This window comes from Acidobacteriota bacterium, from assembly GCA_033549365.1.
Taxonomy (GTDB): domain Bacteria; phylum Acidobacteriota; class Aminicenantia; order Aminicenantales; family Saccharicenantaceae; genus JAWSUF01.
The window spans coordinates 152589-166592 of the sequence record JAWSUF010000001.1 but is presented as its reverse complement, the minus strand read 5'-3'; the positions used below and the strand labels follow the sequence as shown (position 1 = coordinate 166592).

The window sequence follows — 14004 nt, the reverse complement described above, 5'->3', positions numbered from 1 at the left end:
ATGTCGCTTCAAAATCTCATCCTGAACCTGCACCATTATTGGGCGGACCGGGGTTGTTACCTGGCTCCGAGTTACGATGTCGAAGTCGGCGCCGGAACCATGACGCCGGACACCTTCTTCCGGGTGTTGGGGCCGAAACCTTGGAAAGTCGCCTACGTCCAGCCGTCCCGCCGTCCGACGGACGGCCGTTACGGCGAAAACCCCAACCGCGTCCAGAAACACCACCAGTACCAGGTCATCATCAAGCCTTCGCCCATGGACATCCAGCAACTCTACATCGACAGCCTTGTCGCCCTGGGCATACGTCTCGAAGACCACGATCTCCGCTTTGACGAGGACAACTGGGAGTCGCCGACCATCGGCGCCTGGGGCGTGGGCTGGCAGGTTCTTCTGGACGGGCTGGAAATCACGCAATTCACGTATTTCCAGCAGGCGGGCGGCATCGATCTGTCCCCCGTATCGGCCGAGATCACCTATGGTCTCGAAAGGCTCGAGATGTTCCTCGAGGAAAAGGACGATATCTACGACCTCGATTGGTCGAACGACGTCTCCTACCGCGACCTCCGACTGGACGAGGAAAAACAATTCTCCGAGTACAATTTCGAACGGGCCGATACGGCTCAACTCAGGCAGGCGTTTGACGCCGCGGAGAGAGAAGCGGCTGCGCTCATTCAACGGAATCTCCTGCTTCCCGCGTATGATATGTGCCTCAAGTGCTCCCACAATTTCAATCTCCTGGACGCGCGGCGGGCCGTCAGCGTCACCGAAAGGGTCAAAATGATCGCCCGAATCCGGGCCCTGGTGACGGACATCGCCGGCCGCACGGTTGCGCCTCGGGGAGAGGCCTGATGGAATTTCTTCTCGAAATCATGACCGAGGAAATGCCGGCGTCCCATGTGACTTCGGCCGTGGATCAGATGAAAGAGCGGATGGGGAAGGAACTGGCTGCGGCCGGAATCCAATCGGCCCGGCTGGATGTTTTCGGAACGTCGCGGCGTCTTGCCGTGGCGGTGGAAATCAAGGCCGGTCAGGAAGACGCCGAGGAATGGGTGACGGGGCCGCCCAAGTCCGTCGGCCTGCGCCCTGACGGAACTTATTCGCCGGCCGCTCTCGGTTTCGCCCGATCCCAGGGGATCGCCCCGGAAATCCTGGAAGTCACAACCACGGCCCGGGGTGAATACCTCGGCTTCAAACGCGTCAGAAAAGGCCGGTCGACAGCCGAGATCCTGCAGGATATCGTTCCTCGAATCGTGGGATCGCTGGCTTTCCCCAAAACCATGCGCTGGGCCGGCGGATCCTTCCGATTTTCGCGGCCCATTCACGGCCTGCTCGGCCTTCTGGATGGACGACACCTTCCGATTCGGCTGCCGGAGGGAACCGAGTCGAAGCCTTTCACGTCCGGTCATCGCATTTTCGACCGCCGCCGCGTCACGCCGAAGACGATCGCCGAATATTTCGATCTTCTCAAAGAGCACGGCGTCATCGTCGATCCCGACGAACGGCGGAAGATGATTCTCAATCAGATTGAAGAACACCTTTCCCCTCTGGATGCCAAAATTCATCCCGATCCCGAACTTCTCGAAAAGCTGGTCTACGGCGTCGAATATCCCTGTATGGTCATCGGGGGTTTTCCCGAAGCTTTCCTCAAGCTCCCTCTGGACGTTCTTTCCACGGCCATGAGAGAGGGACAGAACGTCTTTTCCGTCGTTCGCGGAAAGAAGCAGCTGCCCCATTTTGTCGCCGTGGCCGATGCCCTCAAGGACGGGAAAAACCTGATCCGCAAGGGCAACGAGAGAGTCCTCAAGGCGCGTTTGGAGGATGCCCGGTTTTTCTGGGAACAGGACAGGAAAGTCCCCCTGGCCCGAAGAGCCGTGGAATTGAAAAACGTTGTTTACCAGGAGAAGCTCGGGAGTTATGAGGACAAGACGCAGCGGCTGAAAAAAATCGTTGTCTACCTCTGGGACAAGGTCGGACCCGATTCCGGCCGTGATCATGTGCTTGAGGCCGCCGCTTTGTGCAAGGCCGATCTTCTGACGGAAATGGTCAAGGAATTTCCCTCGCTCCAGGGACGGATGGGAGGTCTCTATGCCCGAAACGAGGGCCGGCCCGGTCCCGTGGCCCAAGCCGTATTCGAGCATTATCAGCCGGTCGGGCCGGCCGACGAATCTCCCGCCTCGCTTCCCGGGGCCGTTCTTTCTCTGGCCGACAAGTTGGATGCCCTGGTCGGAGCGGTCGGCATCGGCGTTCAGGTCACGGGTTCGAGCGATCCTTACGGATTGAGACGGAATGCCCACGGCGTCTGCCGGATCATTCTGGATAAAAAACTCCGTTTCTCCTTCAACCGCCTTATCGATAAGGCCCTGTCGGTCTATGGAGACAGGATGACGCTCGATCGCAAGGAGATCAAGGCCCGGTGCCTGGAATTTTTTACCGGACGCCTCCGCCATCTCTTCGAACTCATGGGATACCGCTACGATCTCGTCAACGCGGCCCTGGCTCCCGGGATCGACGGGATCTATGACGCGTATCTCAGGGTCAAGGCTCTGGATGGACTGCGGTCCGGATCACAATTCGAACCGTTCATTCTCATGGTGAAAAGGATCAACAACATCCTGCGCGATCAGATTACGGCCAAACCCAATCCCGACCTGTTTTCCGAAAAGGAAGAGCGGGACCTTCAGGCGGCCTTTCTCGCCGTCTTGAACAACGCCCTCCCCATGATCGCCAAGGGAGATTACGGCCGGGCCCAGAACATCATCTTCAAGCTCCAGCCCTGTTTGACGGCCTTTTTCGACAAGGTGCTCATCATGGCCGAGGATAAAAATATCCGGCGCAACCGTCTGGGTCTACTGAAGTCCATCCGCGATCTTCTCGAAAAGGTCGCGGATTATGCGTTGATCGTTGTCGACTGAGTCGCCGCTTCGGGGGCGGCGGGAACCGGTCAGATGCCGAAGCCGCCGCCTTCCTTATAGCCGTCCATGTCGTCGGTGCTTCGATATCTTTGTTCCAGGGCGACAACCTTGACCAGGGTTCCTGGAAAATTCTGATCCTGGTCTTCCCCATAGGAGTTGAACTCCACGCCGGTCTGGTAGAGGAGCTGGTCTCCGTTCTGAGGAGAGGACCATCGCACTCGGCCTTTGAAAATCAGAGGCACGTGACCCCCGGGGATGGTGACTTTGACTTGGATCGGGGATGTGATTTCCAGTTTTTGACGGCTTATAAATCTCAGTCCGCCCCGGCTGATATCGATAAGAGGACAGGTCGTCTTTTCCGAAGACGCTTCCGGAGCCGAAGTGTTGTCGAAGTCATAAGTCAGGATGGCGCCGGGGATTTCGAAGCGCCGGGCCGTTCGCCTGAAAATATGCGCTGCGTCCATATTGAACCTCACAAATCTTTAGTCTTTCTTTATATGCGGAAATTGGAAAAATGTCAAAATCCCTGATTGCTGATTCGGGCTTTTTCCGTGTGGAGCCGGATTCCGGCCAGAACCCGGTAGACGGATGTTCCGTCTTCCCGCTGGATGAAGGTCACCGTGTGTTCGTCGGATTTCAGGTATGTCGGGCGGGAGGGAGGCAAGGGCTTTTTTCGGGTCAGATCGCCGACCGCCTTGGCGGCCGCCCCGATGGCGTCGAGAATGGAGACCCCCATGGCCATGGGATCGTCCTTGGGAGGGGGGAGATAGGGTTTCTGGCCCGGCATGGACGGACCGGGGAGCGGAAATTTCAGGGATGCGGTCCGCGGCGCCGTTTTTCGAACGATCAGGATCAGTTCATCGCCGACATAGAGGGCAAGTTCACCGGCGGCGGGCGTCAAGGATTTTTCGGCGGGGGCGTCAAAATCGGAAACCGGCGGAGTTTCCAAAGGGGTCCGGGAAAGGATATCGGCCTCGATCCGGATGGTCCGGAGAATCGTGAGGTCGCCGGTTTTGAGTTCCAAAAGATATTCGGCGGCAAATGGTACCCGAAACGGCTTGGGAAGAACGACTCTCAGAATGCGGAACCCCGGTTTCCAGAGCCCGCCGCCGCGGGCGACGCCTTCCGAGGAGATTTTGTACAAGGCTTCATTGGCGATTTCAATCCCGATTTCAAGCTCTCCCGGAGGACCGGTGTCGATTTGATCCACGGGAATGAGGAGGTGGATGTCGGTGATGAGGGGATATCGGCCGGCCCATCGTGTCCAGAAATTCAGAAAATCCCTTCGCGCGGAAGTCCCGAGAAAACCAAAAAATGGGGTGGTGTCCCCATAGGTCTCAAAAAAAGTGACAATGCCCCTGCGTTCCGATGCGGCGTCGCCCGTTTTCCAAAACAGCCAGGCTGCAAGGGCTTCCGCCGTCATCCGATCCTCTCCCTCGGTTTCCGTCAGGATGTTTTGAAGCCGGTCCAGCGCCGCGGCATGGTCTCCCGTCTCTTCCAACATCACGGCCAGCTCTGTTTTCCAATCGGCTTCCGATTCGGAAAACCCCGCCGGGGCCGTGCCGGCGATCAGGAGAATGACGAGAATCCGTTTAATTTTCATAAGTGAATAGAAACAGGGCTTCCAGATTGGCGTCCGGAAAGCCCTCCGGAAGCCGGAGGAGAGGCGAACTGAGCTTGAGAGCTTCCAGGGCCGCGATATCGAGGAAGCTCGATGAAGTTCCGCTCAGAACGTCCAGCCGGGAAATCTCTCCGCTTTTCTCGATGACGGCCGAGATGGCGACCTGACTGCGTCGAACGATCTGATGAGCCTCCGGAAGGGTCCATTTGGAAAGAATGCGGGTCATCATGGCTTCAGCCCAGGGTCCCATGTCTACGGTCTGACGGCTGATGAAGACGCTGGCTTTGCCGCGGGTCTGCCGGCGTGTGCCGGCCGCTCCGCGTCCGGCCGAACCCGTCTCGGACCGGGTTCCGGATCCCACGGCGCCGGCTCGGGCCCTCAAGTCGCCGACCGGTCCGACGGATCCCGTCCGAACGCCCGGCTTTCCGGGGGTCAGGGAAATCGTCAGCTCGGAATCCGACTTGGACGAGAGTGTGAACCTCGATGTCAGGTGACCGGCAAAGCCTTCGAAAATCTCGTCCGGAGAATACAGACCGTATGTTCCCACTTCGCCGGTTTCGGAAAGCCCTCCGATGCTTCCGATGGACGGTCCTTCCGGAGCGGCGGGAGTTTCCCGGATTCTTGCGGAAACCCGTCCGGTCCTTTCAAAAGTCCAATCCAGGATTGTCGGCGGAGGCAGTTCGGCCCAATCGACCTTCGGAGGGAGGCTGATTTTTTTTGAGGCCGGAATGACGACGGTCTGAACCTGGAAGACACGGGGCAGAGTATGAATGACGATGGTGGTCCGGGCGACAACGAAAATGAGGACGATGTGAACCGCGAGAGACAGGCCTGCCGCCAAAAGACCGGCGGTCCTGTCGGGCAAGCGGATCCTTTTTGAATCATCCACGGCGGTTTTCACTCTCTCATTATATATAAATCCGCGGCCTGAATGAACGTTGCGGTCTCTCGATTTATCCGGTGGATTGCCTGTCATGGATGTTTCCTCTATAATATTGATAAAAGAAATCAAGTGCGGCGGGATGTCTCGTACTTAACTCTTTGATATAAATATAGATGCGGACTCATGCTTGATTCGGATCCGCAAAAACCGTGAAATGAAAGGAGACAATGCATGTCGCAATGGATTTTTAAAACCGCCGCCTGTCTGGGAATGGCCGCAGCCGTCTGCGCCTCGGGTTTTTCCGGGGACGTTGCGGATCGAACGGAAAATCCCGAGACGTCCCTGATCCGGATGCTTCCGAAACCGTCGGATTGGACGTTTTCCGAGGAACCCGGCATCTTCAGGCCGGAAAGCCTTTTCGAGTACATCAACGGAGCGGCGGAAAGCTATCTCAGTTATGATTTTCTGGAGTTGGCGGTCGGCCAGTACGAGAGCGGAGACAAAAAGGCCTCCGTCACCGTGGAGATTTATGATATGGGATCGGACCTCAATGCTTTCGGCATTTACGGCGCGGAACGCTATCCGGACAATCCCCCCATCGAAATCGGGACTCTCGGCTATATCGACGGCGAGGTTCTGAACTTCATCTCCGGCCGGTACTATGTCAAATTGCTGGTCTACGGTGCCGACGACACGGAAAGCGTTCTTCAAGCTTTCGCCGCGGCAACAGCGGAGGGAATGCCGGCATCCGGGGAACTTCCCCAAGCTTTGCAGGCCTTTCCTGAAGACGGTCAGGTTCAAAACAGCGAAAAATACATCAAGAGCAATTTTCTGGGATTCGCATTCCTCGAAAACGGCTATTTGGCCGGTTACAAGGCGGAAGGTCGGGAATACGACGCCTTCCTTGTTCCGGCGGCCGGGGAAGCCGAAGCCGAAGAGATGTTCCGCGGGCTTCTCGCTTTTTATGAAAAGGACGGCGCCGAGCCGGAACCCTCCGAAGGAGGCTGGGTTCGACTGAAAAACAGATATGGACAGATCATGTTTTTAAGCCGGGTCGATCACGTTCTTTGCGGGGTGTCGAGGCTTTCGGAACAGCTTGAAGCGGCGGGAGCGAAAACCCTCGAACGCCTGATGGACAACATCCGCTCCCTGGACTGGAACTGAGCGGAATCAGCGGCCGGGACTCGAGCCGCCCCGCGGCCGGGGCGAATGGCATTCCGTGCAATCGATATTGAGATGGGTGTGAGGCGTAAACCGGAAAAAGTCCATATCGAAGATCAGGTCGTCTTCGACATCTTCGGTCGGCCGAGGTTCCGGGAATAACGAGGCCAGTTTCTCTTCGATCCGAAGAGCCGGCAGGCCCACAATGCGTCCGGATTCGCGGCCTTCGACAAGAACGATGAGCGTCGGGGTCTTTTCCACGCGCTTCGCGGCGGCTTGAAGCCCCAGGGGCTTGTTGCGGCCGGGCAGCCCCATGACCCAGGCGCTGATATTGGGATTGCCGGTTTGGTCCAGGATCTTGAAGATCCGGCCGGCCAAGGTCCGGGATTCGGTGTCGGACGTCGAGAGGAAAAGTTCGATCCGGACGGGAACGGCGGCCGATCGGAGACGGTCCAGGGGCGCCCAGAGGGGGGTATAGGCATCGATATCCCCGCGCCAGTCCGGAAAAGTTTCGAGAATCTTGTTCCGGGTCAGAGGTCCGAGGAGATCCACGGCCTCCGGAAGAACCGGGTGCAGGGCGACCGCCAAAGCCACACACACGAAAACCGCCGCATATTTTCTCACAAAATCGAGAATACCGATCGGCGTTCCTCCTGTCAAGACAGTGAACATGTTTGCGGCGTTGACATCCTCGGCGGCTTCTGATAGAAATGGGTGGAGAAAAAGACAGGATATGATTATCGAAACCCGCGAACACAACGGTGTGACCGTCTTTGACATCGAAGGCGAGATTCGGAGATCGGAAAATCAGGAATCCACTCTTCACCACCTTGTCAAAAAGCGTCTGGATCAAGGGGAAAGGGGGATCCTGTTCAACTTGGCCAAAGTGGATTTCATCGACAGTTTCGGAGTCGGCGAGATCCTGGCCAGCTATATCTCGACACAGAACATCGGGGGGTATTTCAAGATCGCCGGGCTGTCGCGGAAGATTTATGTTGTTTTCCAGGTGACCGGGCTGACCAAAGTCCTGGAAATCCATGACACGGAGGAAGAAGCTCTCCGACGGTTCCTCTGATTCCGCCCGTCCCGGTTCGACTCCTTCGACAGGTTTGCCGTTGACGGAAAATCGTTGGGTCAAGATTTTAGGCCGGGTGGTGGATGTTCGCCGCGGCGAGATCCGCCTGCTTCTTCTTTTCTCCGCATATTTTTTTCTGATCACTCTTCCCGCATATATTATCAAACCCGTCCGCGTCTCCTTGCTTCTGAGCGATCACGATCCGAGCCGTTTCGCCTATGCCTATCTCCTGTCCGCCGTTCTGATGGGGTTCGCCGGATCGCTGAACGCCGATCTCCTCAATCGCCTGCCGCGGCGCCGTTGTCTCAGCGGCAGCCTGGTGTTTTTCACGGCCGGGTTGATTGTTTTCCGAATTCTTCTGGAATTTCATTGGCCGATCCTGTCGATGCTCTATTGGTTTTGGGGAGATCTGTTCATCGTAACTCTGGTCACCCAGTTCTGGATCGGGGTCAACGATTTCTTTTTTCCTCATCAGGCCAAAAGATTGGTCGGATTCATGGTCGGAGGAGGCCTCCTGGGCGGTTTTATCGGCGCTTTGGCGGCATCTCATCTGGCCCCGGTGATCGGCACGGTCAACCTTCTCCTTGTGTGTCCGGTTGTTCTTTTGGGCACACTGGCGGTTGTCCGAACCATCTACCCCCGGGCTTTCCCGGAACCCCGGCTTGACAAGGGAGGGGAAGCCAGGGGAATGAAGGTGGCCTTTTCCGACGGTCTCCGCCTGGTCCGGGGAGACCGCTACCTTCGGAATCTGGCCGCACTCATGGCCGTCGGTGTTTTGATCGGGACATTGATCGACTTTCAATTCAATACCATTGTCCAGGAATTTTTCCCTCTGGAGGACGTCCGAACGTCCTTTCTGGGAATTTTTCTGGCCGGATTGATGGCCCTGTCTTTTGTGGGAAACCTGGCCTTGACGAGCCGCTTTCTGAGGCGATTCGGAATCGCCGCGGCGCTTCTGACCGCTCCGGTTCTTCTGATGTCCGCGTCCCTGGCCGTCATCCTGATTCCGGCCTCCGCTCTCCTGTTCTGGGCCTGTTTCGCCCGCGGGACTGAAAAAGCCCTGGACTCAACGCTCAGCCAGTCGGCCCGGGAAATCCTGTATATGCCCGTTCCTCCGGTCATCAGGGCCAAGGCCAAGATTTTTATCGACATGTTTATCGTCAGATCGGCGACCGGTGCCGCCGCGGTTCTGATCCTGGTCTTTTTTTCCGGGCTTCATATTTCCGTCCGGCAGGTCGGTTGGCTTGCTGCGGTCCTGGCGATCGGCTGGATCTTCCAGGCCCGGGCCGCGGCCTCCGGGTACTTGGACGCCGTGACCGGAGATTTGAAAAGGAAATGGCAGGACGGACGAAGACTTGTTGAAGAAAAGGTGGATGTCAATGCCACCCGCCTGGTTTTTGATACCCTCCAGAGCCGGGACAGAAGCCGCGATCTGTTTGCCATGAATATCTTTGATCTTTACAGAAGGAATCGTCTCGGTCCCGACGTTAAAAAGCTTCTGTTTCAGGAGCCCGAGGGGTGCCGGATCCGCTCCATGGATGCGATTCTTGATGCCGGAGACCGATGCGCCTTCCCGGATTTCGAAGAAGCGCTGAGCGATGAATCCCTGAATTCCGAAATCGAGGAAATTCTGGGGTTGGAATCCTACCGGAGTCTGATGACCGAATATCTGGATAAGGTGACGAATGAGAAAAGCCCGGAAATCGCCCGCATGGAGGCGGCAAAAATCGCCGGAATGATGGCGCCCGGCCCGGAAACGATCGAAGTCATCGGCCGCCTTCTCGAAGACGATTCCTCCGAGGTCCTGAACTATGCTCTGGCCGGCGCAGCTCGCCTGGGCCGGCCGGAACTGCTGCCGCGCATGATCGGGCATCTGGAAAATCCGATGGTCTGCCGGGCGGCCCAGGAAGCCCTGAAGACCTTTGGGCCGTCGGCTGTTCCCTTTCTTGGAGAGCGGCTCCAAAGGCCCGATACGCCCGTGGCTGTTAAAAAATCGCTGCCCGATGTTCTGGCGGGCATCGGAAACCGGGAGGCGGCCGATGTCCTGATGTCGGCGCTTGCCGCACAAGCGGAGGCCTATCAGGAAGACATCATTCATGCCCTTCATGAGATCCGTCTCCGGGATGGGTCCATTCCGTTTTCCCGGGAGAGGGTCATGGAGGAGATCCTGAAACAGCTCCGCCGTACGTTTCGGGAGTATCTCAAAGAGTATCATGAGTCCGGGAATGAGGCCGATCCGGACCTGAGGCCGCGCATCCGCCTGATCTTCGAATTGTTAAGCCTGATCTTTCCCGCCGAGGATATCGTCAAGGCATATCAGAACATCCTCAAGGGGACGAAAAAGTCGACCGATTTTTCGCTGGAAATGCTGGACGGCATTCTTCCCCAGGACCTCAAAAAGTCTCTCTTCGTCCTGATAGAGGATCTGGCCCCGGAAGAGCGTCTCCGGATCCTGCGCCGCCTTTCCCGAACCATGGACCGCGGAGGCATCGCGACATGATCTTGCCGAACGGGAGACAGGTCGATAGAATCACAGGGAGGCAAACACATGCCTGATCTTTATATCTATCCGAAAGCGGGGGAAGCCCATACCCTGGCGTTATCCGACAAATCCCTGGCCATCGGGCGTTCCTCGGAAAACGATATCGTGTTGTCCGATGCCTTCTGCTCCGGCCGCCACGCTCTGATTCGTCCGGTCGACAACGGCTGGGTCATTCAGGACTGTCAGAGCAAAAACGGTGTTTTTCTCAACGGAAAAAGAGTCGGAGCCCCCGTGGAACTCAAAAAGGGCGACGTCATTCTCGCCGGGGAAACCCGCATCGTTTTCGACAAGGAATACGCTTCGAACGTGGATATCGTCGATCTGCCTTTTCACACCCAGGGAGGGTCCATCATCCAGGTCAAGGAGATCCTGGGGCGTCCCGTGATCGATAAGGCGACGGCCAGGACCGTTCCTCATGAGCCGCCCACAGGTGAGAGGGAGCAGGAGATCTTGTCCGTTCTCAGCCGGGTCAGCCAGGCGCTCATCTATCACATGCCCCTGGACAACCTGATCGACCATATCATGGACCTCATTTTTCAGGCCATCCCCATGGATCGCGGCGTCCTCATTCTCAAAGAAGGTTGCCCGGAACAACTGGTGCCCAAAACCGTCCGGGTCCGTAAGGGAGTTCCGGCCGCCGAAACGCTCCGTCTCAGCCGGGGGATCCTGGATACGGCCCTGGCCAGAAACGCCTCGATTCTCATTTCCGACGTGGCATCGGATACGGCCTTCCGCAACCGGGACAGCATCATCCTCTCGAAAATCCATTCGGCCATGTGCGTTCCCCTGTGGACAAACCGCGATATCGTCGGTGTTATCTATGCCGACCGTTCCACTTACGGTACGCCCTTCGACGATTCCGATCTCCGGCTCCTGACTTTTCTCGGTAACCTGGCCGCGGTGAAAATCGAAAACGCCAGGCTGTTCGAGGAATCTCTGGAAAAGAGCCGCATGGAGAGGGAATTGGAACTGGCCGCCCAGATCCAGCGCAACCTTCTTCCGTCAGGGGCGCCGTCCTTCCCGCCGTATGATATCGCCGGCGCAACCAAGGCCAGTTTCCATGTCGGCGGCGACTATTTCGATTACATTGCGCTCGGAGAAACCGGGCTCGGCCTCGCCGTGGCCGATGTTTCAGGATCGGGCGTCAGCGCTTCGCTCCTGATGGCCTCGTTGAGGGCCTCTCTCCATGCCGAGGCTCGGCCGGGTTTCGATCCGGCGGAGGCGGCGGCCAAACTCAACCGTTTCGTTCACCGCAGTTCGGAAACCCATTGTTACATCAGTTTCTTTTTCGGAATTCTGGACGCGACCGGCATGTCTTTCATCAACGCCGGGCACAATCCCCCGATTCTGATCGAGCCTGGGGGGAAGGTTTGGCGTTTCGAAGGAACAGGTCTTTGCTTGGGCATGTTTGCCGAGGAAGTGTATACGCTGGAACGCCGTGATATCGGGCCGGGCTCGGTTCTCTGCCTGTATACGGACGGCATTACCGAAGCCAGAAACGAAAAAGGCGAGGAATTCGGTGAAGACCGCCTGATTGAACTCTTGAACGCCCAGGCCGGCGCCGAGTCGTCCCGGATTCTCGAGACGGTTTTCAAGGCCGTCGAGGATTTTGCGGATGTCAAGGATCATGACGACGACAAGACGTGCGTCATCATCTCCCGGCCGAGCGAACATCCCTCAAAAAAAACAATCCGGATCAAAGCCGACCTCAAAGCCGTGGACGAGATCCGCGATTTCATGCGCGGGGCTCTCGATGACATGCCGTTTTCCGATGACGAACGGGGGTCGATCAGCCTCGCCGTCCACGAAATCTGCGTCAATATCGCCCTCTATGCCTATCCGAATGAAAAGGGCTTCATTCGCCTGAAAACCTGGATGGACGACCACGGCATGTGGATCGAGATCCGCGATCGGGGCGTTCCCTTCGATCCCCGGAGCGCGGCCGATCCGGACATCCGGGAAAAAGTCCGGTCGGCCCGGATGGGCGGTTGGGGGATTTATCTGACGCGGTCGTTGATGGACGGCTTCGATTACCGGAGGGAGAACGACGAAAACATTCTCCTCCTTTCCAAGAAATTCCCCGAAGCTCGCCGGGATGATACCCCCGGTCAGTAAAGGACCTGGATTTCTCCATCCCGGGCGATGAGCTTTTCGATTTCGGCCAGAATCAGGTCTCTCCGGTCCAGGATCGCGGCGATCTCCACGTCTGTGATGTAACCCGCTGTTGCGGCCGCGATGCCTTCGGCATCAAGCTCCTTGAGCCGTTCGACGAAGGCCCGGGGAAGAGCGCTCATCGGCTTGTCTTTGTTGATCAGGCTTGTCCGGAACTTTTTTGTGGAGCGGAATGACCGCGAGTGGTCGATAAGAAGGATACGCCAATCCTTGGTGATGAGGATCTGGTTCTGGTGCCGGTCTTCATTGGCGATGAGGTTGTCGAAAGCCCTCAGGAGATAGGTCGCCCGGTTCCATTTGACGAGAGTGAGTCCGCCCGGCACAGGAATATTGTTGTCTTCCTTGTACTTCAGGCTCATGACGTCATCGATCCAGAGCTGGCAGGACCCCCGGTCTCCCCGGAAACGGAATTCAACCGTCGGCGGCACCATGTTCAATTCGAGATGCTTGTCCATGAGGTATGCGGCGATTTCATAACGCCAGCCCTCGATATAGCCGCCCATGCGGCCCTCGGGGTTTTTCCAGAGTCCGTTGCGGACGAGGCCGTCTTTTTCCAGAGTCAGTTTCCAGGGCTGGGTGACGGCTTCGCGCCCTCCCATCTGTTCCGCATCCGTCACGGTTGCGGCGGCCAGAAATTCCTCCCATTGCGGCCGCTGGTCGATTTCCTCCGGTGTAAACTGGGAACCGAGAGGGCCGAAACCGGCCAAACCAACCATGAGGAGCAATGCGCCGGCTCTTCTGAGGGAAAGCAGATTCGTCATTTGTCGTCTCTCCTTTCATAGAGAACTTCGGATTCGCCCCGGGCTTGGATCATGTCCTGAATCTCCTGGATTAGAAGATCGCGCCGGGCGAGAACGGCGGCGATCTCGTTTTTCTTCAAATAGGATCCAACGGCTTCGCGGATCGTGTCGAAGGTGAGCCGCTGCAGATTCTCGACGAAGTCCCGAGGCAATCGGCGGAAAAGAAAGGGGTGCCCGTCGGCCGACATCTTGAGTCCGGAGGCCCCGTACATGAGGTTCCTTTCGTGTTCGTTGCCGGATCGGAAGGACCGGGAGTGGTCGATGAGAATCGTCCGCCAGTCTTGGGTATAGAGAATGTTCTGCTGCGTCCGGTCATCGTTGGCGATGAGGCTGTCGAAGGCCCGCGACAGATACTTGGCGTCTTCGTTGTTGTCGATCGCCCATGACGGTATGGCGATGCCCTCTTCCATGACATGGAGGAGGCTTTGAACGTCATCGATCCATAATTGAAGCGATCCCGCACGCCTCCGGCATCGGCGCTCCACCGTGGGCGGAACCATGCCCAGGCCGAGAAGCTTATCCATCCGATAGGCCGCGATCTCGTAATTCCACCCCTCCTTGAATCCGTGCATCTCGCCTCTCGGATTTTTCCAGACGCCGCGCATCTCCATGCCGTTCCGGGCGAGCGTCAGTCTCAAAGGCCGAGTGACCCCTTCTCCGATCTCTTTCTCATCGACGATCTCAGCCGTTTGCAGGAAGTTTTCCTGGAATTCGCGCCGGGAGATCTCCTCGCCCGTGAACTGGCCCGCCCGAAAGCCGGCCGGGGCCGCGCTTTGGAGGCAGGCCGTCAAAAGAATCACAAAGCCGAATTGAATCCGTCGCATTGACTCCCTCATCT

Annotated in this window: 12 protein-coding genes; 6 read left to right on the top strand and 6 right to left on the bottom strand. The window is 57.5% G+C overall.

Annotated features, from left to right (window positions below):
• Positions 1–849, top strand: coding sequence for a glycine--tRNA ligase subunit alpha (locus SCM96_00680; GenBank protein MDW7759138.1), 849 nt, complete (start codon positions 1–3; stop codon positions 847–849).
• Positions 849–2912, top strand: coding sequence for a glycine--tRNA ligase subunit beta (gene glyS, locus SCM96_00675; GenBank protein MDW7759137.1), 2064 nt, complete (start codon positions 849–851; stop codon positions 2910–2912). The genes SCM96_00680 and glyS overlap by 1 nt, the downstream gene beginning before the upstream one ends.
• Positions 2913–2941: 29 nt before the next feature.
• Here glyS and SCM96_00670 read toward each other — a convergent pair whose 3' ends face one another.
• The 3 genes from SCM96_00670 to SCM96_00660 are packed head-to-tail and all read right to left on the bottom strand — an operon-like array spanning position 2942 to position 5422.
• Positions 2942–3376 (bottom strand): PilZ domain-containing protein, encoded by a 435-nt coding sequence (locus SCM96_00670; GenBank protein MDW7759136.1) that lies wholly within the window; start codon positions 3374–3376, stop codon positions 2942–2944.
• Positions 3377–3429: 53 nt separating this feature from the next.
• Complete coding sequence (locus SCM96_00665; GenBank protein ID MDW7759135.1) at positions 3430–4515, bottom strand: hypothetical protein; 1086 nt, start codon at positions 4513–4515, stop codon at positions 3430–3432.
• Entirely contained in the window at positions 4505–5422 is a 918-nt protein-coding gene (locus SCM96_00660) for a hypothetical protein (GenBank protein MDW7759134.1), read from the bottom strand. Before SCM96_00660 ends, SCM96_00665 begins: the two co-directional genes overlap by 11 nt.
• A 225-nt stretch (positions 5423–5647) precedes the next feature.
• Here SCM96_00660 and SCM96_00655 point away from each other — a divergent pair, with 225 nt between their 5' ends.
• Positions 5648–6580 carry a DUF6599 family protein gene (locus tag SCM96_00655; protein MDW7759133.1) on the top strand — a complete coding sequence of 311 codons (933 nt, stop codon included), beginning with the start codon at positions 5648–5650 and terminating at the stop codon, positions 6578–6580.
• Between the two features lie 6 nt (positions 6581–6586).
• On the opposite strand, the gene SCM96_00650 is transcribed toward SCM96_00655, so the two are convergent.
• Positions 6587–7249: a hypothetical protein gene (locus SCM96_00650; GenBank protein ID MDW7759132.1), complete on the bottom strand. Its 663-nt coding sequence runs from the start codon at positions 7247–7249 to the stop codon at positions 6587–6589.
• 61 nt (positions 7250–7310) lie between these two features.
• Here SCM96_00650 and SCM96_00645 point away from each other — a divergent pair, with 61 nt between their 5' ends.
• Genes SCM96_00645 through SCM96_00635 form a run of 3 tightly spaced genes read left to right on the top strand, consistent with a single transcriptional unit; the run spans position 7311 to position 12309 of the window.
• On the top strand, positions 7311–7652 hold the full coding sequence (locus SCM96_00645) for an STAS domain-containing protein (GenBank protein MDW7759131.1): 342 nt from the start codon (positions 7311–7313) through the stop codon (positions 7650–7652).
• A gap of 40 nt (positions 7653–7692) precedes the next feature.
• Positions 7693–10152, top strand: coding sequence for an MFS transporter (locus SCM96_00640; protein ID MDW7759130.1), 2460 nt, complete (start codon positions 7693–7695; stop codon positions 10150–10152).
• A 48-nt stretch (positions 10153–10200) separates the two neighbouring features.
• Complete coding sequence (locus SCM96_00635) at positions 10201–12309, top strand: SpoIIE family protein phosphatase (GenBank protein MDW7759129.1); 2109 nt, start codon at positions 10201–10203, stop codon at positions 12307–12309.
• On the opposite strand, the gene SCM96_00630 is transcribed toward SCM96_00635, so the two are convergent.
• Entirely contained in the window at positions 12303–13127 is an 825-nt protein-coding gene (locus tag SCM96_00630) for a hypothetical protein (GenBank protein ID MDW7759128.1), read from the bottom strand. The genes SCM96_00635 and SCM96_00630 overlap by 7 nt on opposite strands.
• A complete protein-coding gene (locus tag SCM96_00625) occupies positions 13124–13990 on the bottom strand; it encodes a hypothetical protein (GenBank protein ID MDW7759127.1) in 867 nt (288 codons plus the stop codon). The genes SCM96_00630 and SCM96_00625 overlap by 4 nt, the downstream gene beginning before the upstream one ends.
• Between the last annotated feature and the right edge of the window lie 14 nt (positions 13991–14004).

What these genes read in the sequence shown, in the direction of transcription:
- SCM96_00680 (MDW7759138.1), top strand. Translation starts at nt 1, where the DNA reads ATGTCGCTTCAAAATCTCATCCTGAACCTGCACCATTATTGGGCGGAC.
- glyS (MDW7759137.1), top strand. Translation starts at nt 849, where the DNA reads ATGGAATTTCTTCTCGAAATCATGACCGAGGAAATGCCGGCGTCCCAT.
- SCM96_00670 (MDW7759136.1), bottom strand. Translation starts at nt 3,376, where the DNA reads ATGGACGCAGCGCATATTTTCAGGCGAACGGCCCGGCGCTTCGAAATC.
- SCM96_00665 (MDW7759135.1), bottom strand. Translation starts at nt 4,515, where the DNA reads ATGAAAATTAAACGGATTCTCGTCATTCTCCTGATCGCCGGCACGGCC.
- SCM96_00655 (MDW7759133.1), top strand. Translation starts at nt 5,648, where the DNA reads ATGTCGCAATGGATTTTTAAAACCGCCGCCTGTCTGGGAATGGCCGCA.
- SCM96_00650 (MDW7759132.1), bottom strand. Translation starts at nt 7,249, where the DNA reads ATGTTCACTGTCTTGACAGGAGGAACGCCGATCGGTATTCTCGATTTT.
- SCM96_00645 (MDW7759131.1), top strand. Translation starts at nt 7,311, where the DNA reads ATGATTATCGAAACCCGCGAACACAACGGTGTGACCGTCTTTGACATC.
- SCM96_00635 (MDW7759129.1), top strand. Translation starts at nt 10,201, where the DNA reads ATGCCTGATCTTTATATCTATCCGAAAGCGGGGGAAGCCCATACCCTG.
- SCM96_00630 (MDW7759128.1), bottom strand. Translation starts at nt 13,127, where the DNA reads ATGACGAATCTGCTTTCCCTCAGAAGAGCCGGCGCATTGCTCCTCATG.
- SCM96_00625 (MDW7759127.1), bottom strand. Translation starts at nt 13,990, where the DNA reads ATGCGACGGATTCAATTCGGCTTTGTGATTCTTTTGACGGCCTGCCTC.